The following is a 25,835-nucleotide window of genomic DNA, read 5'->3' as shown; positions in this document are numbered from 1 at the left end:
ACACCGGACGGTGCGACCGGGGCCTCAGACCTGGGCCTTGGCGCGGATCGCCTCGAGGACCTCGGCCACGGCGTCCTCGACGGGCACGCCGTTCTTCTGCGACCCGTCGCGGTAGCGGAACGACACCGCGCCGGCGTCGCGGTCCTCGCCACCGGCGATGAGGACGTAGGGCACCTTGGCCTTGCTCGCGTTGCGGATCTTCTTCGGGAAGCGGTCGTCGGACTCGTCGAGCTCGAAGCGCACGCCCTGCGCGGCGAGCCGCTCCCCCACCTCGCGCAGGTAGGGGACGAACTCGTCGGCGACCGGCACCCCGAGGACCTGCACCGGCGAGAGCCACACCGGGAACGCGCCGGCGTAGTGCTCGACGAGCACCCCGATGAACCGCTCGATCGAGCCGAACTTCGCCGAGTGGATCATCACCGGCTCCTGGCGGGAGCCGTCGGCGGCCTGGTACTCGAGCCCGAAGCGGTGCGGCTGGTTGAAGTCGTACTGGATCGTCGACATCTGCCAGGTGCGCCCGATGGCGTCGCGGGTCTGCACCGAGATCTTCGGGCCGTAGTAGGCGGCGCCGCCCGGGTCGTCGACGAGCTCGACCCCGAACTTCTCGGCGGTGCTCCGCAGCACCTCGGTGGCGACCTCCCACTGCTCGTCCGAGCCGATGAACTTGTCCTTCTTCTCGCCCTCGGTGGCCCGGGTGGACAGCTCGAAGTAGTAGTCGTCGAGCCCGAAGTCCTCGAGCAGGCCGACGACGAAGCGCAGCAGGTGCTCGATCTCGGCCGGCGCCTGCTCCGGGGTGACGTACGAGTGCGAGTCGTCCTGGGTCATCGCGCGCACGCGGGTCAGGCCGTGGACGACGCCGGACTTCTCGAACCGGTAGACCGAGCCGAACTCGAACAACCGCATCGGCAGCTCGCGGTAGGAGCGGCCGCGCGAGCGGAAGATGAGGTTGTGCATCGGGCAGTTCATCGCCTTGAGGCGGTACTGCGCGTGCTCGAGCTCCATCGGCGGGAACATCGTGTCGGCGTAGTACGGCAGGTGCCCCGAGGTGTGGAACAGCCCGTCCTTGCTGATGTGCGGGGTCCCGACGTACTGGAAGCCCTCCTCGAGGTGCCGCCGGCGGACGTAGTCCTCCATCTCGCGCTTGATGACGCCGCCGCGCGGGTGGAAGACCGCCATCCCGGACCCGAGCTCGTCGGGGAAGGAGAAGAGGTCGAGCTCCGCGCCAAGCTTGCGGTGGTCGCGCTTCTCGGCCTCGGCGAGCCGCTCGAGGTGGGCCTTGAGGTCGTCCTTGGTGCGCCACGCGGTGCCGTAGACCCGCTGCAGCTGCGGGTTCCGCTCCGAGCCGCGCCAGTACGCGGCGGCGCTGCGCATCAGCTTGAAGGCGTTGCCGAGGACCTTGGTCGACGGCACGTGCGGGCCGCGGCACAGGTCGCCCCAGGCCACCGAGCCGTCGCGGCGGACGTTGTCGTAGATCGTCAGCTGGCTGCCGCCGACCTCGACCGCCGCACCTTCCGCGGCGTCCTCGGCCGCGCCGCCCTTGAGGCCGATGAGCTCGATCTTGTACGGCTCGTCGGCGAGCTCGACGGCGGCCTCGGCGTCGCTCACCTCGCGGCGGTGGAAGGTCTGGCCCTCGTTGACGATGCGTTGCATCACCTTCTCGAGCGCCCTGAGGTCCTCGGGGGTGAACGGGGTCTCGACGTCGAAGTCGTAGTAGAAGCCGTCGCGGATCGGGGGCCCGATCCCGAGGCGCGCCTGCGGGTGGACCTCCTGGACGGCCTGGGCGAGCACGTGAGCCGCGCTGTGCCGCAGGACGTCGAGGCCCTCCTGCTCGGCGGCGGTGACCGGCTCGACGACGTCGCCGTCGGCGGCCTCGCGGTGCAGGTCGCGCAGCTCCCCGCCGACCCGGGCGACGAGCACCTCGCGGTCGCCCTCGAAGAGGTCGCCGTACGTCGTGCCCCCGGCCACCCGTCGCTCGCTCCCGGCGACGTGGACGGTGATCTGGGCAGACATGGTGAGGCTCTCCTCGCGATGGGGGTCGCGCCGGTGCTCCGGCACGGTCCGATGCTAGCGAGGGGTCCTGGCACCGGTCGCGGCAGTTCCGCCGGGGTGCGCTCAGCTCGTGGCGGCCGTCGTGGCCGCCGTCGTCGCGACCATCGTCGCGGCGAGGACGGCGTGGACCTCCTGGACGGCGGCACGCACCGCCGGCGCCGCCCAGTCGCCGGCCGTCGCCACCTCCGCCCGGCGGCGCGCCTCGGCCCGGGGCAGGCCGGTGACGGCCGAGAGCCGGTCGGTGGCCGCGAGGAGGGCGACGAGGGCCGCGGTCCGCGCGTCGGTCGGCCCGTCCCCCCCGTTGAGCGCGCCGGTCACCCGCACGCGCAGCCGGTCGGTCGTCGCGGGGTCGACGGTGCGCCAACGGGTGCGCGGGAAGAGGCCGAGCACCCGGTCGTCCTCGCGGGAGAGCACTCCGGCGGCGGCCATCCGCTCGAGGAGGTGGGTGCGCAGGGCGCCCGCGCGGTCGCGCCAGGCGTCCGCTCCCCCGAGCTTCGAGACGGCGTCCTGGGGGCGCCGCCCGTCGGCGACCGCGAACACCTCCCGCAGGAGCGGGTCGGACGGCTCGGCGGTGCCGGTGCGCCGCAGCCGGGCGCGCCTGCCGTCCGGGCCGTCGAGGGCGAGGGCGCCGTCGAGGGTCAGCTGCGCGACGGCCGCGCCGGCGACGGCAGCCTTCATCCGGACCGAGTCCAGGGCCGGGCGCCCGCTCTGCGGGTCAAGGGTCAGGAGCACGAGCTCCTCGGTGAGCGAGAGGGTCATCGTCGCCTCCTCGGGTGGGGTCGGTCCCTCCATCGGAGCACCTGCCGGGCCCGGGCGCCTCCCCCGGTGGGCGGACCCCGCCGTCCAGCCCCGGGTGGGGCCTAGCCTGCCGGGGTGGACCTCCTCGTCGTCAGCCTCGCCGACCGCCCGGACCTCGCGCACCACCTCTGGGACCTCGCGACGGTCTGGCCGCGCTTCATGCAGCAGGACCCGGTCGGCGACCTGTTCTTCGCCCGGGCGACGACCACGTTCGCCGCGTACTCGCTCCTCGCGTTCGACGCCGACGACCTCGAGCACCCGGTGGCACGGTCCTGCTCGGTGCCGTTCGCGTTCGGAGGCGAGACCGGCCGCGACGAGCTGCCCGACGACGGCTGGGACGGGGTCATCCGGTGGGCCTGGCTCGACGAGCTCGAGGACCGCGAGCCGACCCACGTCTCGGCGCTCGAGGTCGCGATCCGTCCGGACCTGCGCGGCACCGGACTCGCCTCCGTCCTGCTCGAGCACAAGCGGGCCAACGTGGCCCGGCTGGGGTTCCACGACCTCGTGGCGCCGGTGCGACCCAACCGCAAGACCGACGAGCCCCACACCCCGATGGCCGTGTACGCGGCGCGGACCCGGGAGGACGGCCTGCCCACCGACCCGTGGCTGCGGCTCCACGTCCGGGCCGGCGCCACCATCGAGAAGGTCTGCCCGCGGGCGATGACGACCTCCGGCTCGCTGGCCGAGTGGCGCGACTGGACCGGTGAGCCGTTCGACACCTCGGGCGAGGTCGTCGTGCCCTTCGCGCTCAACCCGGTGCACGTCAGCCTCGAGCACGACCACGCGGTGTACGTCGAGCCCGGGGTCTGGGTGCACCACCGGCTCTGACCGGCCGGCTCGGGCTCAGTCCTCGACGTCGAGGCGGAAGGTGCCGGTGGCGAACCAGTGCCGCAGCCGGCTCACCGTCGTGCGGACGTACCCGTCGGCCATCGCCCGCAGCGAGGCGGTGCTCGAGCCGAGCAGGTCGTTGGCGAGGAGGAGCTGGCGCGAGGCGACGAGGGCCTCGAGGTCGGCCGGGTCGACGTCCGGCAGGGGGGCGACCTCGGCGTAGCCCTCGCGGAGTGCGGCCTCGGCCCCCTCGGCACCGCTGCGCCGCAGGTAGAAGGTCGTGATGGCGAGGTCGAGGACCGGGATCCCCAGACCGGCGTCGTCGAAGTCGAACACCGCCAGCCGCCCGTCGTGCCACGTGAGGTTCCCGCCGTGGAGGTCGGCGTGCAGCGCGACGACGTCGGCGCCGTCGTAGAGCCGGCCGAACGCCTCCCGGGTGCGGCGCAGGCCCGCGACGACGAGGTCGCGCTCGTCGGCGGACAGCCCTGGCGCGTCCGGCAGGATCTCGCGGTCGCCGAACAGCGGGTCGTCGAACACCGGGAGGTCGGCGCCGGCCGGCAACGTCCACGTGCTGGCCTGGCGGTGGAGCCGCGCCATCGCCTCGCCCAGGGCACGGGCCCACGCCGCCCCCGAGTCCTCCCGCGCTCCGTCGCCGTCGAGCCAGCTCGCGGCCGTGACGAGGACCTCCCGACCGAGGCCCTCCGGCTCCGCGCGGGTGAACCAGTCCCCGCTGGTGGTTCGGAGCGGGCGTGACACGGTGACATCGGTCGTCGTGGCGATGGCCTCCTGCCAGGCCTGCTGGGCGAGGACGTTGGCCGGGGAGCTCTTGGAGTTGGTGCCGACCCGCAGGGCGAACCGCTCGCCGTCGGCCGTGTCGACCCGGAACGTCGTGTTGTACGCGTGCAGCACCGGCTCCATCCGGGCGACCTCGAGCCCGAAGGCGTGTGCGGCCTCGAGGGCGGCCGGCCGCAGCACCTCGACCTGCGACTCCTCGTCGAGCTCGTCGTACCCGGTGGGCGGGACGCTCACGTCCGCGACCCGTGTCGTCCGGCCGGGTCGTGCGGGCCGGCCTCGTCCTCGACGTCGTGCGGCCCGATGACCCGACGCAACCGCTCCCGGGCCATCGGCACCTGCTCCTGGAGCTGGCGGACCGCGGGAACGGACTCGGCGAGCGGGCTGCGCAGCGGGCCGCTGTCGGTCGGCACGGCGGCCGCCGGGGCGTCGGCGCGGACCTCCGCCACGAGCCGCCGCGCCTCCACGAGCAGAGCCCCGTAGGCCGGCCAGGTCCCCGGGTCCTCGGGCGGCAGCGACTCGACCTCGTCCGAGAGCCGGTGGAGGGAGACGTCGGCGGCGTCGAGGTGCTCGGCCATCTCCTGCCGGGCCTCCTCACGCTGGACGCCGAACAGCGCGCCGGCCGCCGCGAGGTGCTCCAGCACGCCGGCGTACCCGGTCAGCCAGTCCGCCGAGGGGGTCGGCAGGTGCTGGGCGTCGTCCGCGGCGTCGACGAGGGTGTGGGCGATCCCCGCGACCGGCCACTGGCTGCGACGGACGGCCTCGACGGTCATCACGTAGCCGTCCCAGTCGATCCGGGCCGGGCGCAGCCGGTGCCGGAGGTTGAACCTCGTGCTCTCGCGGCCCATCTCGATCGCGTCGAGGACCTCGGGCACGGCCTCCCCGATCCGGGTGGCCCGGCCGTGCCAGTCGCGAGCGCGGTCGCCGTCCCAACCCTCGCGCAGCCCGTCGGCCATGTCCTCGAGCAGCCCGCGCACACGTTCGGTCAGCTCGACCACCGCGCGCCGGGGCGCCGTGAGGTGCATGGGCGCCAGGACGACCGCGTTGACCCCCACGCCCACGACGCCGCCCACGACGGTCTCGACGAGGGTGAGGTAGGTGAAGTCGACGTCGTCCCACTTCAGGGTGACGAGCGAGAGCAGCACCATGACGGGGACCTGGATGCCGTGCTCGCCGAGCCGGTCCCACCGGCCGATGAGCAGCGCGAGGAACATCACGATGACCATCGACCACCAGGTCACCCCGACGAGGGTGCCGACCAGCCAGGCGGTGCTCATCCCCACGACGACCGCGACGACGCGTTCGACGCTCTGCCAGATCGAGCGGACGATCGTCCGGTCCACGACGAGCAGGGCGGCGAGGGGGGCGTAGAACGGCGTGGGGCTGTGCATCACGCGGACGGCGAACTGCCAGGCGATGACCGCCGCCACGGCCGACTTCACGAGGAGCAGGGCGTCCGTGCGTTCCGGGCCGGGGCCCCGCACGGCGGCACGGGTGGTCTCCGACCAGCCGTGGACCGTCGCCCGTACACCGCGGCGGCCGACGCCCTGGTCGACTCGAGGCATGGGAGGGACTCTACCCAGCCCGCCCGGTGCTCGGGCGGACCCCTAGGGTCGGGGGATGCGGACCCTCCCCTACGGCACCTGGCCCTCACCGATCAGCCCGGACGACCTCGCGAGCGGTCAGGTGTTCCTCGACGAGGTGCGGGTCGACGGCCCGGACACCTACTGGCTGGAGGGCCGCCCGGCCGAGGGAGGCCGGCAGGTCCTCGTCCGCCACGACGGCTCGGCGGCGAGCGACCTGCTGCCCGCCCCCTGGAACGTGCGCACCCGGGTCCACGAGTACGGGGGCGGCGCCTACGCCGTCGCCGGAGGCACGGTCGTGTTCTCGCACCTCGGGGACGATCGCGTGTACCGCCTCGACCTCGGGGCGGCCGACCCGGTCCCGCTCACCCCCGAGGGCCCGTGGCGCCACGGCGGCCTCGTCCTCCACGACGGCCAGGTCCTCGCCGTCCGTGAGGACCACTCCCGCGAGCCCGAGCCCGCGAACGAGCTGGTCCGGTTCGCCCTCCGTCCCGAGGGAGAGCCACACGTCGAGGTGCTGCACACCGGAACCGACTTCGTGTCGCGCCCGGCGGTCTCCCCCGACGGCCGCTTCGTGGCCTTCGTCGTCTGGGACCACCCGAACATGCCGTGGAACTCCACGCGCCTCCTCCGCGGACGGCTGACCGACGGCGGACTCGAGGACGTGCACGTCGTCGCGGGCGGCGACGGCGTCTCCGTGGCCCAGGCGCAGTTCGGGCCGGACGGGTCGCTGTGGTTCGTCTCGGACGAGTCCGGCTGGTGGCTCGTGCACCGCGACGGCGGCGACGGCCCGCACCCCGTGCACGACGTCGAGGCCGACCACGCCCAGCCCCAGTGGTCGCTCGGGATGCAGGACCTCGCCGTCCTCGACCGCGACCACGCCCTGGTCCACTGGTGGGAGGGCACCGGACGGCGGCTCGGCGTGCTCGAGGCGTCGAGCGCGACGCTCACCCCGTCCACGGACGCGGGCTCGTTCGCCGACCACCTCGTCGTGGCCGGCGACGAGGTCGCCTTCAAGCGGGGCCACCCCGACCGGCTGCCCGAGGTGGTCCGCGGGCCGGCGGGCGGACCGTTCCGGGTGCTCGGCGGCTCCGGCGGGTCGGCCCTCGATCCCGCGGCCGTCTCGCCGCCGGAAGCGTGGACCTGGCGCAACCGCGACGGCGACGAGGTGCACGGCATCCTCCACGGCCCCCGCAGCGCCGACGTCACCGGCCCCGACGACGAGGTGCCCCCGCTCGTCGTCATGGTCCACGGTGGCCCGACGAGCCGCACCGAGGCCACGTACGCGACCGCCGTCCAGTTCTGGACGACCCGCGGGTTCGCCGTCCTGCACGTCAACTACAGCGGCAGCACCGGCTACGGCCGCGCCTACCGCGACCGGCTGCTCGGCCGGTGGGGCGAGGTCGACATCGACGACTGCGTCACCGGCGCCCTCTCGGTCGCGGGTGCCGGTCGTGCCGACCGCTCCCGCCTCGCCATCCGCGGCGGGAGTGCCGGCGGGTACGCCGTGCTGCGGGCGATGACGACGAGCGACGCGTTCGCCGCCGGGACCAGCCTCTTCGGCGTGGCCGACCTCGCGGCCCTCGCGCAGGACACCCACAAGTTCGAGTCGCGCTACCTCGACACGCTCGTCGCGCCGTGGCCCGAGGGCGAGGCGGTCTACCGCGAGCGGTCCCCCATCCACCACGTCGACCGGCTGCACGGCGAGCTGCTGCTCCTCCAGGGCTCGGACGACCGCGTCGTCCCGCTGGCCCAGGCCGAGGACATGGCCGCGGCGATGCGCGATGCCGGACGTGCCGTCGAGCTCGCCGTCTACGAGGGCGAGGGCCACGGCTTCCGCCGCCGCGAGAGCATCGTCGACGCCCTCGAGCGCGAGCTGGCCTTCTACACGCGGGTGCTGCGACTCGGCGAGTGAGCCTCAGTCGTCGAGTGTCACGACGACGTGCGTCGTCGACGGGTCCTTCCGCGACCGCAGCCCCGCCAGCACGTGGCGGCCCGACCGCTCGACGACGAGCTCGACGGTGCTCGGCAGGAAGACCGGCTTCGGGAACCACACCCGGCTGCTCGACGGCCCGAGCGAGCCGCGGCCCAGGGCCGCGAGGGTGCGGGCGTAGGTCCACATCCCGTGGGCGATGTGCCGCGGGAAGCCCATCGCGCGCGCGGCCAGCGGGTGCAGGTGGATGGGGTTGACGTCGCCCGAGACCCCGGCGTACTCGCGCCCCAGGCGCTCCGGCAGGCGCCAGACCCCGGCCACCGGGCCCTCCGGGAGGGCCGGCGGAGCCTCACCGCGCGAGGCGTCCTCGGTGCCCCGGCCCCGGGACAGGTAGACGCTGTCGCACTCCCAGACCAGCTCGTCGTCGACCCGGGCCTCGAGGCGCACGTCGAGGGTGCGACCGCGCCGGTGCGGCTGCAGCGCACCGGCGGTGACCTCGAGGGTCAGCGGCTGCGCGGCGTCGAGGGCCCGGTGCGTCGTCACCCGGTTCTCGAGGTGCACCATCCCCGGCAACGGCACCGGGAAGTCCGGGCGCGCCATCAGCGCGGTCTGCACCGGGAAGGCGAGCACCCACGGGTAGGGCTGCGGCAGGAGGTCGGAGACGTCGTACCCGGTGAGCCGCTGGTAGGCCGCGAGCCGCGCCCGGTCGACCCGCACGTCCTCGACCCGCAGCGTGCGCTCCGGCACCTCGCTCCCCCGGCGACCACGGGCGGTCAGGGCCGCACGGGCCAGCAGCGGGGCCGTCGCGGGCACCGACGACAGGGTCTCGACGGCCACGGTCACGCCCCCAGCAGGCTCTGGCCGCAGACCCGGACCACGTTGCCCGACACCGCGCCCTGGGCATCCGCCGCGTAGAAGGCGATGGCCTCGGCGACGTCGACGGGCAGACCGCCCTGCGCGAGGCTGTTGAGCCGCCGGCCCACCTCGCGCGTGGCCAGCGGGATGCGCGCGGTCATCTCGGTCTCGATGAAGCCCGGCGCGACGGCGTTGACCGTGATGCCGCGGCGCACCAGCCCGTGGTCCGCCGCGTAGCCGTCGACGAGGCCGATGACGCCCGCCTTCGACGCGGCGTAGTTGCTCTGGCCGCGGTTGCCCGCGATGCCGGCGATCGACGACACGAGGACGACCCGACCGCCGTCGCGCAGACCGCCCTTGGCGAGCAGCGCCTCGTTCATCTGCAGGATGGAGAGGAGGTTGACCCGCAGAACCGAGTCCCAGCGCTCGGCGTCGGTGTTGGCGAGCAGCTTGTCGCGGGTGATGCCGGCGTTGTGGACGACGACGTCGAGGCCGCCGTGCCGGGTGGTCGCGTGCTCGAGGATGCGCGTGCCGGCATCCAGGGCGGTGACGTCGAGCTGGAGCGCCGTGCCGCCGACCTCGTTGGCCACCGCGGCGAGCGACGCTCCGGCCGCCGGGACGTCGACGCACACGACCGTGGCGCCGTCCCGGTGCAGCGTGCGGGCGATGTCGGCCCCGATCCCACGCGCCGCGCCGGTGACGACGGCGACCTTGCCGGCGAGGGGACGCTCGGCGTCCACCGGGACCGCGTGGACCTCGCGCTCGCCGACCCGGACCACCTGGCCGTCGACGTAGGCCGAGCGGGCGGACAGGAGGAAGAGCACCGTGCCGAGCGCGGACGCCTCGTGGCCGTCGGCGACGAGGACGAGGTTGGCCGTCGCCCCGGCCCGCAGCTCCTTGCCGACCGAGCGGGTGATGCCCTCCAGCGCGCGCCTGGCGGCCCGCTGGGCCACCGAACCGGCCCGCTCGGGGTCGCGGCCGACGACGACGACGCGGGCGCAGCGGCCGAGCCGCTTGAGGGCCGGCGCCAGGGTGGCCCGCAGGGACTCGAGGTCGGCGGGCGTCTCCGCGGCGGTGAGGTCGACGACGACCCCGCCCAAGCGCGGACCGTCCGGCACTGCGTCGACGAGGGTGGCCCCGGCGGCGGTCAGCCCGTCGCGCAGGGCCGAGACCGCGGGGGTGTCGGCGTGCCCGCCGACGAGCACCGGGCCGTCGACGAGCGGCCGGCCGGGCGCGTACCGGCGCAGCGGCACCGGCTGGGGCAGGCCCAGGGCGGACGCGACCTTCTTCCCGACCCCGCTGTTGACGAACGAGGTGTAGCCGTCGGAGCGCGGCATCTCAGGCCGCCTCGAGGATCGCCACGACGCCCTGCCCGCCGGCCGCGCAGATCGAGATGAGCCCGCGCGCGCCGGAACCCTTCTCGTGCAGCAGTTTCGCGAGGGTGGCGACGATGCGACCGCCGGTGGCGGCGAACGGGTGCCCGGCGGCGAGCGACGACCCGGTGACGTTGAGCTTCGCGCGGTCGATGCCGCCGAGCGGCGCGTCGAGGCCGAGGCGCTCGCAGCAGAACTCCTCGTCCTCCCACGCGGCCATCGTCGAGAGGACCGTGGCGGCGAACGCCTCGTGGATCTCGTAGAGGTCGAAGTCCTGGAGGCTCAGGCCCTGCCGGGCGAGCATCCGGGGGACGGCGTAGGCGGGGGCCATGAGCAGGCCCTCCTCGCCCCCGAGGTAGTCCACGGCGGCGGTCTCGCCGTCGACGACGAAGGCCAGGGGCTTCAGCCCGTGCGCGGCGGCCCACTCCTCGGAGCCGAGCAGGACCGTCGAGGCGCCGTCGGAGAGCGGCGTGGAGTTGCCGGCCGTCATCGTGGCGTCCGGCCCGGTCCCGAACGCCGTGCGCAGCGAGCCGAGCTTCTCGAGGGTGGTGTCGGGCCGCAGGTTCTGGTCGCGGGTCTGCCCGAGGTAGGGGGTCAGCAGGTCGTCGAAGAAGCCGCGCTCGTAGGCGGCGGCGAGCTTCTGGTGCGAGGCGAGGGCGAGCTCGTCCTGGGCCTCGCGGGTGACGCCCCAGCGGGCCGCCGTGATGGCCATGTGCTCGCCCATCGACATGCCGGTGCGCGGCTCGGTCGCGGCCGGGACCTGGATGCCGAGGTCGGTCGGGCGCAGGGCGGCCGCCGCCTTCGCCCGCTCGGCCGGCGTCTTGGCCCGGTTGAGGCGCAGCAGCTTCCGCCGCAGCCTCTCGGGGACGACGATCGGCGCGTCGGACGCCGAGTCCACGCCCCCGGCGATCGCGGACTCGGCCTGGCCCAGGGCGATCTTGTTCGCCACGAGGATGGTCGCCTCGAGGCCCGTGCCACAGGCCTGCTGGATGTCGTACGCGGGGGTGTCGGCGGCGAGGCTGGAGCCGAGGACCGCCTCACGGGTGAGGTTGAAGTCGCGACTGTGCTTGATGACGGCGCCCGCGACGACCTCGCCGACGCGCTCTCCGGCCAGGCCGTGCCGGGCGACGAGGCCCTCGAGGGCCGCGGTGAGCATGTCCTGGTTGGAGGCCTCGGCGTACGGGCCGAACTGGCGGGCGAACGGGATCCGGTTGCCGCCGAGGACGGCGGCGCGGCGGGTGGTGGGCACCGGTCTGGCTCCTGCGTGTGGGTCGGGGCGCGGGCGGACGCCTGCGCCAGATATCCGATACCGACGGTAGCAGGTACCGTCGGTCCCTGCTACCGTCGGTGTCCGTGACCGCGCCCACGACGCCCGACGGCCGCAGCGCACGCTGGGACGAGCACCGGCTGGCCCGCCGCCGCGAGCTGGTCGAGGCGACCGTGCAGGCGATCCGGACGCACGGCGCCGGTGTCGGGATGGACGAGGTCGCCGCGGCGGCACGCACCTCGAAGACCGTCGTCTACCGGCACTTCGCCGACCGCGCCGGGCTGTACGCCGCCGTCGCGGACCGGGTCGACGGGACGATCATCCGGGGCATCACCCGGGCCGCGGCCACCTCGGACGACGCCCCGCTCCCGGCCCGCGACGTGATCCGGGCGGTCATCGCGGCCTACCTCCACCTCGTCGAGGACGACCCCGAGGTCTACCGGTTCATCGTCAACGCCCCGCTCGTCCCACCCGGCGAGCGGCCGGACGGCGACGTCACCGCGGGGATGACCGGCCGCATCGCCGACCACGTCGCCACCCTCGTCCGGGACCGCCTCGCGGCGACGGTCGACGACGCGACCGCCCACCTGTGGGGCGTCGCGCTCGTCGGGATGGTCCGCGCCGCCGCGGACGCGTGGCTCGCCGACGGCGGCGCCGCGAGCGGGCGCACCGCCGACGAGCTCGCCGACGCGCTCACCGGCCTGGCCTGGGACGGTCTGCGCCCCGCCCACTGACCCCGGACGGCGTCAGGCGCTCCACCACGGGCGCAGCGGCAGGCCGTGGTGACCGGTCGCGTCGGTCTTGGCCGCGAGGACGTGGTGCAGCTGGATCTCGTTGCGCTCGAACCCGACCCGTGAACCGGCCATGTAGAGACCCCACACCCGGGCGGTCCCCTCACCGACCTCGGCCACGCACTCGTCCCAGTGCTCGACGAGGTTGGCGCACCACCCGGCGAGCGTCTTCGCGTAGTGCTCGCGCAGGTTCTCCTCGTGCAGCACCTCGAGCCCGACGTCCTGGGCCTCGGTGATGATCCGCCCCGAGCCGGTCAGCTCACCGTCCGGGAAGACGTACCGGTCGATGAACGCCCCGGTCTCGGTGTGCTTGTTGTGCGGGCGGGTGATGCAGTGGTTGAGCAGCAGGCCGCCCACCCGCAGCCGGTCACGGATGAAGCCGAAGTAGGCCGGGTAGTTGCGCACGCCGATGTGCTCGGTGAGGCCGATCGAGGAGACGGCGTCGAAGCCGGTCTCGGTGACGGCGCGGTAGTCGGAGTGACGGACCTCGGCGAGGTCGGCGAGCCCCTCCTCGGCGATCGCCTTCTGGGCCCACAGCGCCTGCTCGCGCGAGAGCGTGACGCCGAGGACCGAGACCCCGCGGCGCGCCGCGTAGCGCACCATGCCGCCCCAGCCGCACCCGATGTCGAGGAGCCGGTCACCGGGCTTCAGCGCGAGCTTGTCGAACACGAGGCGGTACTTGTTCTCCTGCGCCTCCTCGAGGGTGGCGTCGGCGCTCGGGTAGCAGGCGCAGGTGTAGGTCATCGAGGGTCCGAGGACCATCTCGTAGAAGCGGTTCGAGACGTCGTAGTGGTGGTGGATCGCCTCGGCGTCGCGGGTGCTGGAGTGCCGCAGCCCCTCGGCGAGCCGACGCCACCGCGGCAGCGACTCCTGCGGCGGCGGGGGCGGCGGGGTGAAGCCCCTGAGACCGAGCATCCGCGACAGCTCGAGCACCTGCTCGCGTCCCGGCCGGCGGTAGCGCAGCGACGCCATCGTCGTCAGCAGCTCGTAGGGGTCGCCCGGGTGGACGCCCTGCACGGTGAGGTCCCCGACGACGTACGCCCGGGCCATCCCGAGGTCGCCGGGGGCGGTCGCGAGGTAGGACACCCCGCGCTGGTTCTCGATCCGCAGCCGCACCGGCGAGGCGTCGGGGCCGGCGGCGGAGCCGTCGTAGGCCTCGACCCGCAAGGGCAGGGGTCCGTCGACGACGGACTCGACGATCTGGGCGATGCTCACGCTCTCCTCCTGGTGTGGTCAGGCACCGCGCACGGCCTTCGCGTAGAGGTCGGGCAGCCGGTGGTCCGGGTCGTAGCGCTCCTTGAGCGCCGGGTAGTGCGCGCCGCCGTAGTGGCGCCAGAAGGTCTCCTCGTCGTAGAAGGCCTCCGAGTACAAGGACTTGTGGCCGCCGCGCTCGCTCACGGCGTCCTCGATGCGGCGGTTCGTGGCCCCGGCGGGGGCCGAGGGGTCGACCGGCACGGTGGACCAGAAGCCCACGTTGACGTACCGCTCCCCCGGCTCGAGGGGGTAGAGGGTCCACGACTCCTCGTCACGAAGGCTCAACGGGCACAGCCAGATCGGTTCGATGGGCACCTCGCGAAGGAACCAGCGGAGGAAGTCGGCGGTGGCGGAGAGGGGGATCTCGACGTCCTGGACGACCCGCTCGCGCGGGGGCCGGCCCTTGCGCGCCTCGAGCCGGTCGGCGACGTCGAAGCGCCGGTCGAGGGCGATGAGCTTCCAGTACACGCTCGAGCGCAGCCAGCGCCGCGGCCAGACCCGGCGCACGAGCGGGTTCTGCGCCCCGAACGCGCGGCTGCACCAGAACCAGTCGGTGTCCCAGCGCCACAGGTAGTCGAGGGTGCTCAGGGTGTCGCGGGTCGGGCGCGGACCATCGTGCTGGATCGACCGGTAGAAGATGCCCTGCCCGGTGTAGTCGCTCGTCGGCCCGGACTCGTCGGAGCGACGGCCCAGGACGAGGTAGGACTCGTCGGCGGTGAAGACGACGCCGTCGAGGTAGTCGACCGGCTCCCCCTCGTGCTCGCCGGTGTCCATGATGCCGCCGACCGCCGCGACGAGGGCGTCGAGGTCGTGGAAGCGGACGTGCCGCAGGCTCACCGTCCTCCCGACCGGCTCGAGCTCGATCCGCAGCCGGGTGGCGTAGCCGAGCGTGCCGTAGGAGTTCGGGAACCCCCGGAAGAGGTCGGGATGGCGGTCGGTGGGGTCGCAGGTGACCACCTCGCCGCTGCCGGTCAGGACGTCCATCTCGAGGACCGACTCGTGCGGCAGGCCGTTGCGCCATGACGCCGACTCGATGCCCAGCCCCGTGACCGCCCCGCCGAGCGTGATGGTGCGCAGCTGCGGCACGACGAGAGGCGTGAGCCCGTGCGGCAGCGTGGCGTCCACGAGGTCCTCGTAGGTGCACATCCCCTGGACGTCGGCGGTCCGCTCCGCGGGGTCGACGGAGACGACGCCGGTGAGGCCGCTCGTGTCGAGTCCCGGTGCGTCCGTGGGCGTCCGGCCACGGAACAGGTTGCTCGTCCGTTTGGCCAGCCGCACCGGGGAGCCCGGCGGGATGGCGCGGTAGCTGTCGAGGAGCCGCTGCACGCCGGCGTCGTGCAGGCGCCCGGCCAGGGCCGTCACGCGCCCTCCTCCACGGTCTCGACGGCGTCGCCGACGTGGACCGTGCCGGGCTGGCCGACGGCGGCGTAGAGACCGGAGCACGCGTTGCCGGTGCTCTCGACGGCGAGGAGCACCCCGCCCACGCGCACGACCCGCCCCGCGAGGGACTCGACCTGCGCGGTGGGCACGTCGAGGACGAGGTTGGCGCGGGTGTGCGGCGAGTCGTGGCCGACGACCGACACCGCCGCCTTCTTCGGCCGGTCGCCGACGAGGCCGTCGACCCCCACCTCGGCGGTGTCGTGGGTGACGCCGTCGTGGCCCCGCTCCGGGAAGGTGTGGATGCTCCGCACCGAGATGGTCATGAGGTCTATCAATACACCTGCCGGCCGACACGGTGGACCATCGGTCCCCCGCGTCCCGGCTCCGGGCATCCCCGGCCGGGGTCTGGCGCCCGGCCCCGTCCACGGGCCACCATGACGGCCATGGACGACCCCTTCCGCAACCTCGAGGCCAGGACCGGCCGCCCCATGCACGAGTGGGTCGAGCTCGTGTCCCACAGCGGTCTCCAGAAGCACGGCGAGATCGTGGCCTGGCTCAAGGAGGAGCACGGTGTGAGCCACGGCTTCGCGAACGGCATCGCGCTGGCCGTCCGGTCCGGGGACGCACCGCCCACCGGCGACGCTCTGGTCGACGCCCAGTACGCCGGCGCCAAGGCTGCGCTGCGCCCGGTGCTCGACCGGCTCCTCGCCCTCGCCCGCGAGCTCGGCGACGACGTCGAGGTGGCCCCGAAGAAGACAGCGGTCTCGCTGCGTCGCTCGACGCAGTTCGCGGTCGTCGAGGCGCCCAGCGCGGCACGGGTCGGACTGGGGCTCCAGCTGCGCGACCACCCGACCACCGACCGGCTCCGGGCAGCGCGCGGGATGTGCTCGCACACCGTCGACGTGCGCTCCGTCGACGAGGTCGACGACGAGCTCGCCGGCTGGCTGCGCACGGCCTACGAGCGCAACTGACACACCACGAAGCCCCCGGTCGCTGACGCTCCCGGGGGCCTTCCGTGGATGTGAAGGGACTCGAACCCCTGACCTCTCGCGTGTGAAGCGAACGCTCTAACCAACTGAGCTACACATCCGTGCCGCGGCCTGCCGAGGATACCCGCCGGCCCGAGCGGGCGGAAATCGGGGTGGGACCCGCGGGGCGGGCGCCGCGTCAGAGCCCGGCGGTGTCCTGCAGCCACCCCTCGAGGGCGTCCGGGAGGAAGCCCGGGACGCCGGTGAGCCGCAGCGTCACCCAGAGCACGCCGGCGACGAACAGGAACGTCCCGAGCCCGACGAGCGCCTTGACCACGTGCGACTGCGCCCTGACCCACTCCTCCCAGCGCCGGACCTGTCTCTTGACCCACTCGAGGAGGTCGGACGCGGGCTCGATCTCCGAGGCCCACACGGCGAGCCCGATGATGACGATGAGCCAGCCCGGCCCGGGCAGCGGGACGAGCGCGAGGCCGCCGAGCACCAGCACGAGACCCAGGACCGCGACGACCGAGCGCAGGACCGGGCGGGTCGTGGGGTTGGCCCGCAGCCGGCGGCGCCACTCCCACTCGTCGTGGTCGTCGGCCGTGCGGAAGAAGGGCCGCCGGGTCTCGGCGTCGGTCACGGGTCCACCGTCCGCGTCGAGTGCGCCGCCCAGACGCCCATGACCCGCCGGGTCACCGGCCCGGGGTCCGGCAGCCCGCGCCCGTCGACGGCCGAGACCGGGAGGACGTCCTTGATCGACGAGGTGAGGAACACCTCGTCGGCCTCCTCGAGGACGCCCACCGGCATCGCCTCCTCGACGACCTCGACGCCGTCGGCCCGGCACCACTCGAGGACGAGGCCACGCGAGATGCCGGCGAGGCACCCGCTCTCCAGGGGCGGCGTACGCACCACCCCGCCGGTGACGACGAAGACGTTGCTGCCGGTCGCCTCGCACAGCTCGCCCCGGGTGTTGGCGAACAGCGCCTCGACCGCCCCCTGCTCCTGGGCGCGCGCCAGCGCGACGACGTTCTCCGCGTACGACGTCGTCTTGAGACCGGCGGTCGCGGAGCGCTCGTTGCGCACCCAGGGCACGGTGACGACCGCCCCCGAGGCCGGCGGCCGGGCGTGCGCGACCGCGGTGACGATGTACGTGAGCCCGGAGTCGAGGCGGTCCGAGCCGAGCGGCCCGCGCCCCCCGGTGACCGTCCACCGCAGCCGGCCGAAGTCGATCGGGTCACCGTCGAGCACCGCCGCGATGCCCTCGCGGATGCGGTCGTGGTCAGCCCTCGGGAGGCCGAGGCCGTCGGTCGAGCGGTCCATCCGGGCCAGGTGCCGGCTCACGGCGAACGGCGCTCCCCCCTCGACCTTCGCCGTCTCGAAGGCGCCGTCGCCGACCGTGACGCCGTGGTCGACGGCGCTCACCGCCGGGCGGTCGGCCGGGACGCGGGCACCGTCGACCCAGACGCGGATGTCCGTCATGGGTCACAGCCTCCCAGACGCGCCGACCCGACCCGTCGCAAGGGCGACGAGGCGCGCCGCCTTGAGCTCGGTCTCGTCCCACTCGTGCGCGGCCGAGCTGCCCCACGTGATGCCGGCGCCCGTGCCGAAGCGCAGCACCCGCCGGCCGTCGTCGCGCCGGGCCGCCCAGAACGTGCGGATGCCGACGGCCAGCACGGCCTCGTCCCGGTCGGCGTCGACCCAGCCGACCGCACCGCAGTACGGGCCGCGCGGCACCGGCTCGAGGTCGGCGATGGCCTGCAGGGCGGTGTGCTTCGGTGCGCCGCTCACCGACCCCGGGGGAAAGGTGGCGGCGAGGACGTCGCGCCACGTCGTCCCGGGGCGCATCCGCCCGGCGACGTCGGAGGTGAGGTGGACCAGGCCGGGGTGCTCCTCGACCCGGCAGAGGGCCTCGACGTCGACGCTGCCCGGGAGGCAGAGGTGCCCGAGGTCGTTGCGGACGAGGTCGACGATCATGACGTTCTCGGACCAGTCCTTGGGCAGCAGGGTGTCCCGGTTCGTCGCGGTCCCCTTGATCGGTCCGGACAGCAGCCGGTCGCCGCGTCGTTCGAGGTAGAGCTCGGGTGAGGCGCAGGCCACCTCGAGCCCCGCCTCGGGCAGGTCGAGGGTCGCGGCGAAGGGTGCCGGGTTGCCCCTGGCGAGGACCTCTCCGAGCCCCAGCAGCGACGCGTCCTCGGGCAGGTCGTGCTCGAGGACGCGGCAAAGGTTGACCTGGTAGACCGTGCCGGCCGCGATCCGCTCGCGGACCTCCTCCACACCGGCGACGTAGGCGCCGCGCTCGAGGCTGCTCGACCACGGACCGTCGAGCCTCGGCCAGCCGTCGCCCCGGTCGCTCGGCGGCGGGCGCCGGCGCACCTCACGCATCCGGACCGCCGTGAGCCCACCCTCGAAGGTGACGACGACGACCCAGAAGCCACCGGTCAGCGCCTCGGGGTCGTGGGCCACGGCCTCGACGCCGTGCGCCTCGAGGTTCCCGAACCGAGCGACCGCCACGCCGAGCATCGTAGGACCGACGCGCACGAGGCCCGGGCCCCGCGCGGCGTGCTGCGGGGACCGGGCCTCGAGGCGCGCGGGTCAGGCGGTGACGGTGGCCTCGGCCTCGAGGGCGGCGGCGACCCGGCGGTGGGCCTCCCAGATCTCCTCGGGGAGGTTCGCGAACTGGTTGAGGTGCTCCTCGCGGTGCCCGATCTCCTCGCGCCAGCGCTCGACGTCGACGGTGAGGATGGTCTCGAGGTCGCCCTCGTCGAGGTCGAGCCCGGAGAGGTCGAGCTCCTCCTCGCGCGGGAGGATGCCGACCGCCGTGCGCCGACCGGTGACCTCGCCCTTCTTCAGCTGGACGAGCCAGAGCAGCGCACGCAGGTTCTCGCGGTAGCCGGGCCAGAGGAAGTGGCCGTCCTCGGCGTCGCGCTGGAACCAGTTGACGTGGGCGAAGATCGGCTGGTCCTTCGCGGCGCCGACGATCTTGAGCCAGTGCGCTGCGTAGGGGCCCTCGGGGTAGGACATGAACGGCCGCATCGACATGGGGTCGTAGCGCAGCTTGCCGTCGACGCCCTCCGCCGCGAAGGTCGCCTCGGCGCCGAGGGTCAGCCCGTCGTAGACGCCCTCCGCGAGGTCGGTGATGGCCCGCACGAGCGGCTAGCGGTCGCGGGTGCGACCACCGAAGATGATCGCGTCGATCTTGACGCCCTTCGGGTCCTCGAAGTCGGGCGCGACGTTGGGGACGTTGGCCAGGGTCGTCGTGAACCGGCTGTTCGGGTGCGCCCACGGGTCGCCGGCCTCGTCGGGGTTGCGCTCGGCGATCAGCTCGCCCTTCCAGTCCCGCCAGCCGGTGGCGTCCTGCGGGTGGTGCGGGGTCTTGCCCTCCCACCACACCTCGTGGGTGTCCTCGTTGTAGGCGACGTTGGTGAACAGTGCCTGCGTCCCCGGCGCGATGGAGTCCAGGGCGGTCGGGTTGGTCTTCTCGTTGGTGTCCTTGGCGACGCCGAAGACGCCGTTCTCCGGGTTGAGCCCGTACAGGTTGCCGTCCTCGCCGACCCACAGCCACGCGATGTCGTCGCCGTAGAAGGAGACGTGGTAGCGGTCGCCGAGGGCGTCGGGGGCGAGCGTCATCGCGAGGTTGGTCTTGCCGGACGCGCTCGGGAAGCCGCCGCAGACGTGGTGGGTCTCGCCGGTCTCCTTGTCGGTGATGCCGAGGAGCATGAACTGCTCGCCGAGGAACTCCCCCGAGGCCCAGCCGTCGTAGGCGGCCTGGCGCAGGCCGTGCGCGATCTTGCCGAGCAGGGCGTTGCCGCCGTAGCTGGAGCCGAAGTGCAGGATGGTCCGCTCGTCGGCGACCGTCACGAAGTAGCGCTTGTCGTCCGGGGTGCCCTGGCCGAGGTTCGGCAGGTCGCCGGTGACGTGCACCGCGCGCACGAACATGTCCTGGTCGGCGAGCTCGTTGATGTGGTTCACCCCGACCCGCGCCATCCGGATCATGTGGAGGCACACGGTGCGGTTGTCGGTGATCTCGACACCCGCGGCGAACCGCTCGAGCGGGCTGCCGGGCGGGGCCATGAGGTAGGGGATGACGTACATCGTCTTGCCCGCCATGGCGCCCTTCATGTGGCCCTCGACCACCGGGCGGATCTCGTCGCTGTGCCGCCAGTTGTTGTAGACGCCCTCGTCCTCCGGGCGGCTCGTCGCGACGATCGTGCGCTCCTCCGAGCGCGCGGTGTCCTTGGCATAGCTGCGCGAGTAGTACAGGCCTTCGCCGGCCGGCTGGATCTCCCCCGCGTCGAGGGACTCCCGGATGAGGCGGGCGTCGTCGGACGCGGACACCACCTCGATGCGCTGGGCGCCCAGGAAGTCCGCCCAGTACCGGACGTACTCCCGCACGCTGCTGTTGGTCAGCCCCGCATCATCCAGGGACTTCTCCAGGTCGGCCACAATGCTCACCCTTTTCGGTCGTCACGCAGGTCAACCCGAGGGCGGGCGCACGGCCACGTGCGTCCCGCCCTGCGAGACAGCCATTGCACCGTACGCGCGGCCGGGGGGTCCACGGTGGAAGCGCTTCGACCCGGGAGACCTTCGTCACCCTGCGGCGCGAACGGAGAGACTTGTCACAGCTACTCACCGGTTACGTGTGATGTAAACGATTTTGCCTGTGGGACAACGTTGTCAGCCCGTCCGCCACCGCGATGGCCATGACCGGACCGTCAGGAGCCTCGTGGTCCGGGATCGTCCGCGTCGGGGTGGATGCTCCGCGTCTGTCCCCTGGTGTAGCGGCGGGGTACCCACTCCCGCGGGTAGACCCTGGGCAGGATCTTCGCCACCGCGAGGGCCACGTAGATGACCGTGTTGATGGCCACGAAGACGCTCAGGACGCTGAACCACGTGCTGAAGATCGTGCTCTCGGGGAACAGGATCCCCGCGCTCATCCCTGACCACCACCCTTGACGACGACCTTGCCGTCGGCGGAACGGGAGATGTGCGACCACTGGGCCTGTCGGCCCAGGAGGATGTCGAACACACCCTTGAGGAACACGACGTTGAGGAACGTGGCGTAGGCGAGCTCGGGAAGGAGGGTCGCGGCGAGGACCCTCGCGGCCCACCCCCCGCGCCAGGCGCTCACGACCCGCTCGACCATGAACACGGCGCCGATGCCCAGCCAGAACGGGAACCAGACCCACCGGTCGAGGGACATCGCCATGGTGAAGACGGCGGCGTAGTAGCTGAGGAGCGCGACAGCGCCGTAGCCGATGCCGAACTGCTGCACCCAGTACCGCCATGTCTGCGGGGTGATGCCGTAGGCCCCGAGGTTCTCCAGCGCCCCGCGCTGCCACCGCAGCCTCTGGTGCCAGATGGCGCGCCAGGTGGGCATCACCTCGGTGACCACGGTGCACTGCGCGGGAGAGGTCATCAACGCGCCGAGCGACTTCAGGGCGAGGGTCAGCTCGTTGTCCTCCGTGAGCGCGACCGTGTCGTACACGTCGCCGGGGACGCCCGGGAGCAGCCTCCCCCGTTGGGCGGCGACCTCGGCCAGCGCCCGCGACCGGAAGATCGACGCCGTTCCGGTGAGCACGAAGAGCCGGCCCCGACGGCGTCGGATGTCCCTGTCGTAGCGGATGTATTCGTTGCGCTGGAACTGCCCGAGCACGCCGTGCCCCGGTTCGCCGGTGAACAGGCCGCCGATGGCCATGAGCGCCCGGTCGTCGGTCATCCGGCTCTCGGCCGTCGCGAGGTACTCGCGCCCGATGACGGTGTCGGCATCCATGACCATCACCGTGTCGTTCTCGCCCAGCTCCGGCAGCAGCACGGCCAGCGCCTGGTTGAGTCCGCCGGCCTTCTTGTGGGTGTTGTCGACGGTGCGGAACACCTCGACGCCGGCGGCCCGGGCGAGCTCCTCGGTCCGGTCGGTGCAGTTGTCGGCGACGACGACGACCCGGTCCGGAGGTCTCGTCTGCTCCTGCAGCGAGGCGAGCGTCGCGGCGATCCGGTCCTCCTCGTCGTGCGCCGGGATGAGGACGGTCACCGTGACCGGCCCGTGGTGGACGCCGGCGGTGCGCGCCATGACCGGCTTCGCCGCGAGTGGCGTCCCGCCCGCGTCGTCGGAGCGCCGGTACCGGGTGGCGATCCGGCTCTCCACCAGCGCCACGCCGGCGGCGAGGAGGAGGGCGATGGCCACGGCCGCGACGAGCAGCTGCGTCGAGGGTGCCTGGGTGTCGTACAGGACCTGCCAGACCCCGAAGAGCACGCCCTCGGCGGGTGGGGTCCTCGTCGCGGGGCCGGTCAGGGTCAGGGCGAACCAGAGCATGCCGCCGGCCGCCGCGGCCATGAGGACCACGAAGATCCCCGTGCCTCGCTGCAGTCGGTGTCGCGAACCGCTCACCGGTCCTCACTCCCGGCCAGTGCGGTCCCGAGGGTCCCGACGACCCCCGTCGCCGCACCGATGACCAGCACCTCACGTCGGCTCCGTGCGAGGAGCGTGGCCGCGGCATGGGCGAGGCCGAAGGACAGGAACCGCACGAGCATGCAGGGAACCCTCGTGAGCAGGGGATGAGGCGGTTCGATCATCCACCACGGTCGGCGGATCCGCAGGTCGGGGCCGTCGTCCCGGTCACGCGCCGGGCCGGCGCGGGCACCACCCCGGGGCGCCGACGGCCGGGACCTTTGCCCCTTCCGGCCGCGGCCCGCCCGGCGGGATCGTGGGGGCGAGGGGTGAGGAGGACCGCCATGGACGCACCGAAGGCCCCGAGCAGGAACCCCGTCGTCGTCGGTGTCGACGTCGACGCGCCGTGTGAGGCGGTGCTCGCGGCGGCCGCCGAGGTGTCGATGGGCACCGACCGCGGGGTGCACCTCGTCAACGCGGCCGACGTCGGCATCGTCCCGTGGACCACCGACCGACTGGCACGCCAGGACACGCGGCTGGCCGCCGTCCGTCGTGACCTCGAGTCCCTCGGCGCGCGGCGGGTCACCGCCGAGACGGTCCTCGACCGGCCGGCGCGCGCGCTCGTCGCGGCGAGCACGACCGCCGAGCTCGTCGTCGTCGGCTCGGGCCACCTGGGCCGCGGTGCGGCGACCGTCGTCGGGGGGACCATGCACCAGGTCGTGGCGCACGCGGCCTGTCCGGTGCTCGTCGTGCCACCGCAACCCGCCTCACGGGGCACCGGGCCGATCGTCCTCGGCGTCGACCCGGACCCGCACTGCGCCCCGGCCGTGGCCGCCGCCTTCGCCGAGGCCTCCCGTCGGCGCGCGCCCCTCGTGGCCGTGCACGTGTGCACCTGGCACGAGGAGGACCCGCTGACGGCCGGCCCGGAGTGGGACGTCGACGCCGAGCAGGTCAGGGAGGAGCACCGCGTCGCCCTCGCGGAGATGTTGGCCGGCTACCGCGAGGAGCACCCCGAGGTCGAGGTCCGCGAGGTCGTCGAGCGGGGTCGCCCCGCGGAGGTGCTCCGCCGTGAGGCGCGCATCGCCCGGCTGGTGGTCGTCGGCACGCGGGGCCGTGGCGGGTTCGTCGGGCTGCTGCTCGGGTCGACGAGTGCCGGCCTGACCCCCCACCCGCCGTGCCCGGTCCTCGTCGTCCCCTCACGAGCGACCTGAGCCCGGCCCCGAGCCGGGCAGCGGGACGGACCAGACCAGCTCCGTCGCACGCCCCGGCGCCGAGGTGCACGTCGAGCTCCCGCCGAGCGACGTCGCGCGCGCGCTCATGGTCTCCAGCCCCGAGCCGCCGGGCGCCGTCACCGCGAACCCCCGACCGTCGTCGGCCACGACGAGGGTCAGCCGGTCGGCAGCGACCCGGAGGGTGACGGTGGTGCTGCGGGCCCGGGCGTGCCGGGCGACGTTGGACAGGGCCTCCCGGAGCACGGGCAGCACCTGCCTGCGAACCTCCACGGGCAGTCCCTCCAGGTCCCCCTCGGTCGCGAGCAGCGGCTGGTGACCGAGGACCCGTCCCACCTCGGCGACGGTGTGGGCGACCCCGCGCGTGAAGGACGTCGCGTCGTCCTCGGGACGCGCCTCGAAGGCGATGAGCCGCAGGTCACGCACCACCGCCTCGAGCCGCTCGAGCAGCTCGTCGCGAGCAATGCCCGGCCGGGTCGGGTCCGGGTCGTCGTCGCTCGGGCGCGCAGCCATCATCCCGAGGGCGATGACGTCCTGGAGGACGGTGTCGTGCAGGTCACGCGAGATGCGCTGGCGTTCCTCGAGGAGCGCGAGTCGCTCGTGGTGGATCCGGTTCTGCCCGAGTGTCAGCACCATCGTCATGTCGCGGGACAGGTCGACCAGGAGGTCCTCGTCCGCGGCCTCGAAGGGCGCCCGACCCGCCGCGCGGAACGTCGTGAGCAGTCCGGTGAGGCCGGACGGGTCGTGGAAGGGGACGACGAGCCCGGGACCCACGCGCCGCCGCAACGCGGGGGGCATGGTCGGCGGAGGGTCAGCGAGCCGACGGGGCACCCCGGCCCGGACCCACTCCCCGAGCGTGTCGGCGTCGAGCCGCACCCGGCCCCGGAGGTGCGTCGTCGCCGCCGGGCCGACCGCCGCCAGCGTCGTGAACCGGTGCGCTCGGGGGTCGTGCACGACGAGGCTGGCGTTCTCGGAGTCGAGGAGCTGCGCGACGCCCGCGACGAGGGCAGAGTGCAGGTCGGCGAGGGATGTGCCCGAGAGGGCGAGGCCCATGAGGTCGGTCACCAGCTCGGCGAGCTCGACCCGCTGCCCGCTGCGCCGCTCGGCCGTCAGCCGGGGCCGGGCGTCCCGCTCCACGACGAGGAACTTCCGCTCACCGGTCTCGGTGACCACGAGGCGCCCCCAGGAGTCGCACGGGATGTCGGTGCCGTCGGCGGCCCGCCGGACCACCTCGAGCGCGTGCACGTGGCCGGGTCCCTCGCGCTCGTGCTCGGCGAGCACGGAACGCGCCCGTGCACGGCTCGCCGACGGCGAGATGTCGTAGAGGCTCACGGCGCACAGCTGCTCACGCGTGCGACCGAGCAGCTGGCTCGCTCCGCTGCTGGCGTACTCGATCCGTCCGCTCGAGGCGTCGACGACGAACACCGACTCGGACACCATGTCGAGCATCTGGAGCAGCCGGCGTCGCGCGCGGTCCTCCGCACGCTGCCGCGTGGTGTCCCGCAGACTGGCGAGGACGAGCCGGTGGCCCTCGGCCTCGACCGACGAGAGGGCGATCTCGACGGGCACCTCGGCACCGTCCGCACGCCGCAGTGCCGCGTCGCCACCCTCCGCCATGACCCGCACCCTGGGGGCGTTCCGAAAGGCCCGCTCCCAGGTCCGGTGGCGGTCGCGGACCGACAGCGGCACGAGCAGGTCGAAGGACTCCCCGAGGAGCTGCGCCCGGGAGTAGCCCGAGATCTCCTCGAGCCGGTGGTTGAGGTAGGCCACCGACCCGTCCTCGGCGACCAGGAGCGTGGCATCGGGAGCTCTCTCGAGGATCTCCCGCACCAGCGGGTCCTCGAGGACGGTCAGGTCCTCGACCGTCGCCCGCGGCACCCGCGCCGGGGCGGCCACGGGGGTGAGGGTCACGACGCAGCCGACCGAGTGCCCGGCGTCGTCGGGACGTGGCGAGAGGACGAGGTCGAACCAGCGCCCGCTCGCGGGTCCGTCACACGGGATGGTGAACGTCACCGGGGCGCTGCGCTCGCCGGCGCACAGACCGCGCAGCACGGCGGCCACCTGCCCCGACACCCCGTCCCCGGCGACCTCGCACGCCGCGAGGTAGGACGCGCCGGGTCCGCACGCCGCGGAGCTGCCGCCGTTGGCCTCCCTGAAGCGCTCCCATGCGTCGTTGACCGCCACGACGACGCCGTCGCGGTCGAGCACCGCCAGCTCGACGTCCGCGGGCTCGATGGGTCCCGGCCCGGACCACCGGTGCCGGGTCGCCGGGTGGGGGGATACCACGGCAACGATCGTCGCGACCGTGATCGTCCGGCGCCAGTGCCGAAGGTCCCGCCACGGGGCC

The 25,835-nt window shown here is 73.7% G+C and carries 22 protein-coding genes, 1 tRNA gene and 1 pseudogene; 5 read left to right on the top strand and 19 right to left on the bottom strand.

The features are described 5' to 3' along the window. Nucleotides 1-24 precede the first annotated feature (24 nt). Both thrS and PKA89_RS06805 read right to left on the bottom strand, forming a co-directional pair. A complete protein-coding gene (thrS, locus tag PKA89_RS06810; protein WP_324417889.1) occupies nt 25-2,010 on the bottom strand; it encodes a threonine--tRNA ligase in 1,986 nt (661 codons plus the stop codon). A 102-nt stretch (nt 2,011-2,112) separates the two neighbouring features. After that, nucleotides 2,113-2,808: a GPP34 family phosphoprotein gene (locus PKA89_RS06805; RefSeq protein WP_324417887.1), complete on the bottom strand. Its 696-nt coding sequence runs from the start codon at nt 2,806-2,808 to the stop codon at nt 2,113-2,115. Nucleotides 2,809-2,922: 114 nt separating this feature from the next. On the opposite strand from PKA89_RS06805, the gene PKA89_RS06800 reads away from it, so the two are divergent. Further along, nucleotides 2,923-3,675: an N-acetyltransferase gene (locus PKA89_RS06800; protein WP_324417885.1), complete on the top strand. Its 753-nt coding sequence runs from the start codon at nt 2,923-2,925 to the stop codon at nt 3,673-3,675. Between the two features lie 15 nt (nt 3,676-3,690). Here the strand turns inward: PKA89_RS06800 and PKA89_RS06795 are convergent, their stop codons facing one another. Further along, complete coding sequence (locus PKA89_RS06795; RefSeq protein ID WP_324417883.1) at nt 3,691-4,704, bottom strand: phosphotransferase; 1,014 nt, start codon at nt 4,702-4,704, stop codon at nt 3,691-3,693. After that, nucleotides 4,701-6,032: an FUSC family protein gene (locus PKA89_RS06790; RefSeq protein ID WP_324417881.1), complete on the bottom strand. Its 1,332-nt coding sequence runs from the start codon at nt 6,030-6,032 to the stop codon at nt 4,701-4,703. The genes PKA89_RS06795 and PKA89_RS06790 overlap by 4 nt, the downstream gene beginning before the upstream one ends. 55 nt (nt 6,033-6,087) lie before the next feature. On the opposite strand from PKA89_RS06790, the gene PKA89_RS06785 reads away from it, so the two are divergent. Continuing rightward, nucleotides 6,088-7,965 (top strand): prolyl oligopeptidase family serine peptidase, encoded by a 1,878-nt coding sequence (locus PKA89_RS06785; protein ID WP_324417879.1) that lies wholly within the window; start codon nt 6,088-6,090, stop codon nt 7,963-7,965. Nucleotides 7,966-7,968: 3 nt separating this feature from the next. On the opposite strand, the gene PKA89_RS06780 is transcribed toward PKA89_RS06785, so the two are convergent. The 3 genes from PKA89_RS06780 to PKA89_RS06770 are packed head-to-tail and all read right to left on the bottom strand — an operon-like array spanning nt 7,969 to nt 11,460. Beyond that, nucleotides 7,969-8,820, bottom strand: a complete 852-nt coding sequence (locus PKA89_RS06780) for a MaoC/PaaZ C-terminal domain-containing protein (RefSeq protein ID WP_324417877.1) — start codon at nt 8,818-8,820, stop codon at nt 7,969-7,971. A 2-nt stretch (nt 8,821-8,822) separates the two neighbouring features. Next, nucleotides 8,823-10,175 (bottom strand): 3-oxoacyl-ACP reductase, encoded by a 1,353-nt coding sequence (locus tag PKA89_RS06775; RefSeq protein ID WP_324417876.1) that lies wholly within the window; start codon nt 10,173-10,175, stop codon nt 8,823-8,825. Between the two features lies 1 nt (nt 10,176). Further along, complete coding sequence (locus PKA89_RS06770; protein ID WP_324417874.1) at nt 10,177-11,460, bottom strand: acetyl-CoA C-acetyltransferase; 1,284 nt, start codon at nt 11,458-11,460, stop codon at nt 10,177-10,179. A 104-nt stretch (nt 11,461-11,564) separates the two neighbouring features. On the opposite strand from PKA89_RS06770, the gene PKA89_RS06765 reads away from it, so the two are divergent. Further along, entirely contained in the window at nt 11,565-12,212 is a 648-nt protein-coding gene (locus tag PKA89_RS06765) for a TetR/AcrR family transcriptional regulator (protein WP_324417872.1), read from the top strand. 12 nt (nt 12,213-12,224) lie between these two features. On the opposite strand, the gene PKA89_RS06760 is transcribed toward PKA89_RS06765, so the two are convergent. The 3 genes from PKA89_RS06760 to PKA89_RS06750 are packed head-to-tail and all read right to left on the bottom strand — an operon-like array spanning nt 12,225 to nt 15,226. Further along, a complete protein-coding gene (locus PKA89_RS06760) occupies nt 12,225-13,484 on the bottom strand; it encodes a class I SAM-dependent methyltransferase (protein ID WP_324417870.1) in 1,260 nt (419 codons plus the stop codon). An 18-nt stretch (nt 13,485-13,502) separates the two neighbouring features. Then, nucleotides 13,503-14,885, bottom strand: a complete 1,383-nt coding sequence (locus PKA89_RS06755) for an FAD-binding oxidoreductase (protein WP_324417868.1) — start codon at nt 14,883-14,885, stop codon at nt 13,503-13,505. After that, nucleotides 14,882-15,226 carry a hypothetical protein gene (locus tag PKA89_RS06750; RefSeq protein ID WP_324417866.1) on the bottom strand — a complete coding sequence of 115 codons (345 nt, stop codon included), beginning with the start codon at nt 15,224-15,226 and terminating at the stop codon, nt 14,882-14,884. The genes PKA89_RS06755 and PKA89_RS06750 overlap by 4 nt, the downstream gene beginning before the upstream one ends. Before the next feature lie 120 nt (nt 15,227-15,346). Between PKA89_RS06750 and PKA89_RS06745 the strand changes: the two genes are divergently transcribed. Beyond that, on the top strand, nt 15,347-15,874 hold the full coding sequence (locus PKA89_RS06745) for a DUF4287 domain-containing protein (protein ID WP_324417864.1): 528 nt from the start codon (nt 15,347-15,349) through the stop codon (nt 15,872-15,874). A gap of 45 nt (nt 15,875-15,919) precedes the next feature. On the opposite strand, the gene PKA89_RS06740 is transcribed toward PKA89_RS06745, so the two are convergent. The 8 genes and pseudogenes from PKA89_RS06740 to PKA89_RS06705 form a co-directional block, all read right to left on the bottom strand. Then, a tRNA-Val gene (locus PKA89_RS06740) sits at nt 15,920-15,993 on the bottom strand. 77 nt (nt 15,994-16,070) lie between these two features. Beyond that, on the bottom strand, nt 16,071-16,514 hold the full coding sequence (locus PKA89_RS06735; protein ID WP_324417862.1) for a TIGR02611 family protein: 444 nt from the start codon (nt 16,512-16,514) through the stop codon (nt 16,071-16,073). Then, nucleotides 16,511-17,353 carry an aminotransferase class IV gene (locus tag PKA89_RS06730; protein WP_324417860.1) on the bottom strand — a complete coding sequence of 281 codons (843 nt, stop codon included), beginning with the start codon at nt 17,351-17,353 and terminating at the stop codon, nt 16,511-16,513. The genes PKA89_RS06735 and PKA89_RS06730 overlap by 4 nt, the downstream gene beginning before the upstream one ends. Nucleotides 17,354-17,356: 3 nt before the next feature. Beyond that, nucleotides 17,357-18,385, bottom strand: a complete 1,029-nt coding sequence (locus PKA89_RS06725) for a chorismate-binding protein (protein WP_324417858.1) — start codon at nt 18,383-18,385, stop codon at nt 17,357-17,359. A gap of 81 nt (nt 18,386-18,466) precedes the next feature. Beyond that, nucleotides 18,467-20,266: pseudogene (locus tag PKA89_RS06720) on the bottom strand (phosphoenolpyruvate carboxykinase (GTP)). A 320-nt stretch (nt 20,267-20,586) separates the two neighbouring features. Next, nucleotides 20,587-20,808, bottom strand: a complete 222-nt coding sequence (locus PKA89_RS06715) for a hypothetical protein (RefSeq protein WP_324417856.1) — start codon at nt 20,806-20,808, stop codon at nt 20,587-20,589. After that, on the bottom strand, nt 20,805-22,259 hold the full coding sequence (locus PKA89_RS06710) for a glycosyltransferase family 2 protein (protein WP_324417854.1): 1,455 nt from the start codon (nt 22,257-22,259) through the stop codon (nt 20,805-20,807). Before PKA89_RS06710 ends, PKA89_RS06715 begins: the two co-directional genes overlap by 4 nt. Beyond that, a complete protein-coding gene (locus PKA89_RS06705) occupies nt 22,256-22,402 on the bottom strand; it encodes a hypothetical protein (protein ID WP_324417851.1) in 147 nt (48 codons plus the stop codon). The genes PKA89_RS06710 and PKA89_RS06705 overlap by 4 nt, the downstream gene beginning before the upstream one ends. Nucleotides 22,403-22,603: 201 nt before the next feature. Between PKA89_RS06705 and PKA89_RS06700 the strand changes: the two genes are divergently transcribed. Next, entirely contained in the window at nt 22,604-23,470 is an 867-nt protein-coding gene (locus tag PKA89_RS06700; RefSeq protein ID WP_324417848.1) for a universal stress protein, read from the top strand. Here PKA89_RS06700 and PKA89_RS06695 read toward each other — a convergent pair. After that, nucleotides 23,456-25,774: a PAS domain S-box protein gene (locus tag PKA89_RS06695; RefSeq protein WP_324417846.1), complete on the bottom strand. Its 2,319-nt coding sequence runs from the start codon at nt 25,772-25,774 to the stop codon at nt 23,456-23,458. The genes PKA89_RS06700 and PKA89_RS06695 overlap by 15 nt on opposite strands. Nucleotides 25,775-25,835 lie beyond the last annotated feature (61 nt).

The sequence above is a fragment of the Phycicoccus sp. genome, assembly GCF_035325325.1.
GTDB lineage: Bacteria > Actinomycetota > Actinomycetes > Actinomycetales > Dermatophilaceae > Phycicoccus.
The sequence above is the reverse complement of the archived record's forward strand: the minus strand, read 5'-3'. Positions and strand labels throughout refer to the sequence as shown.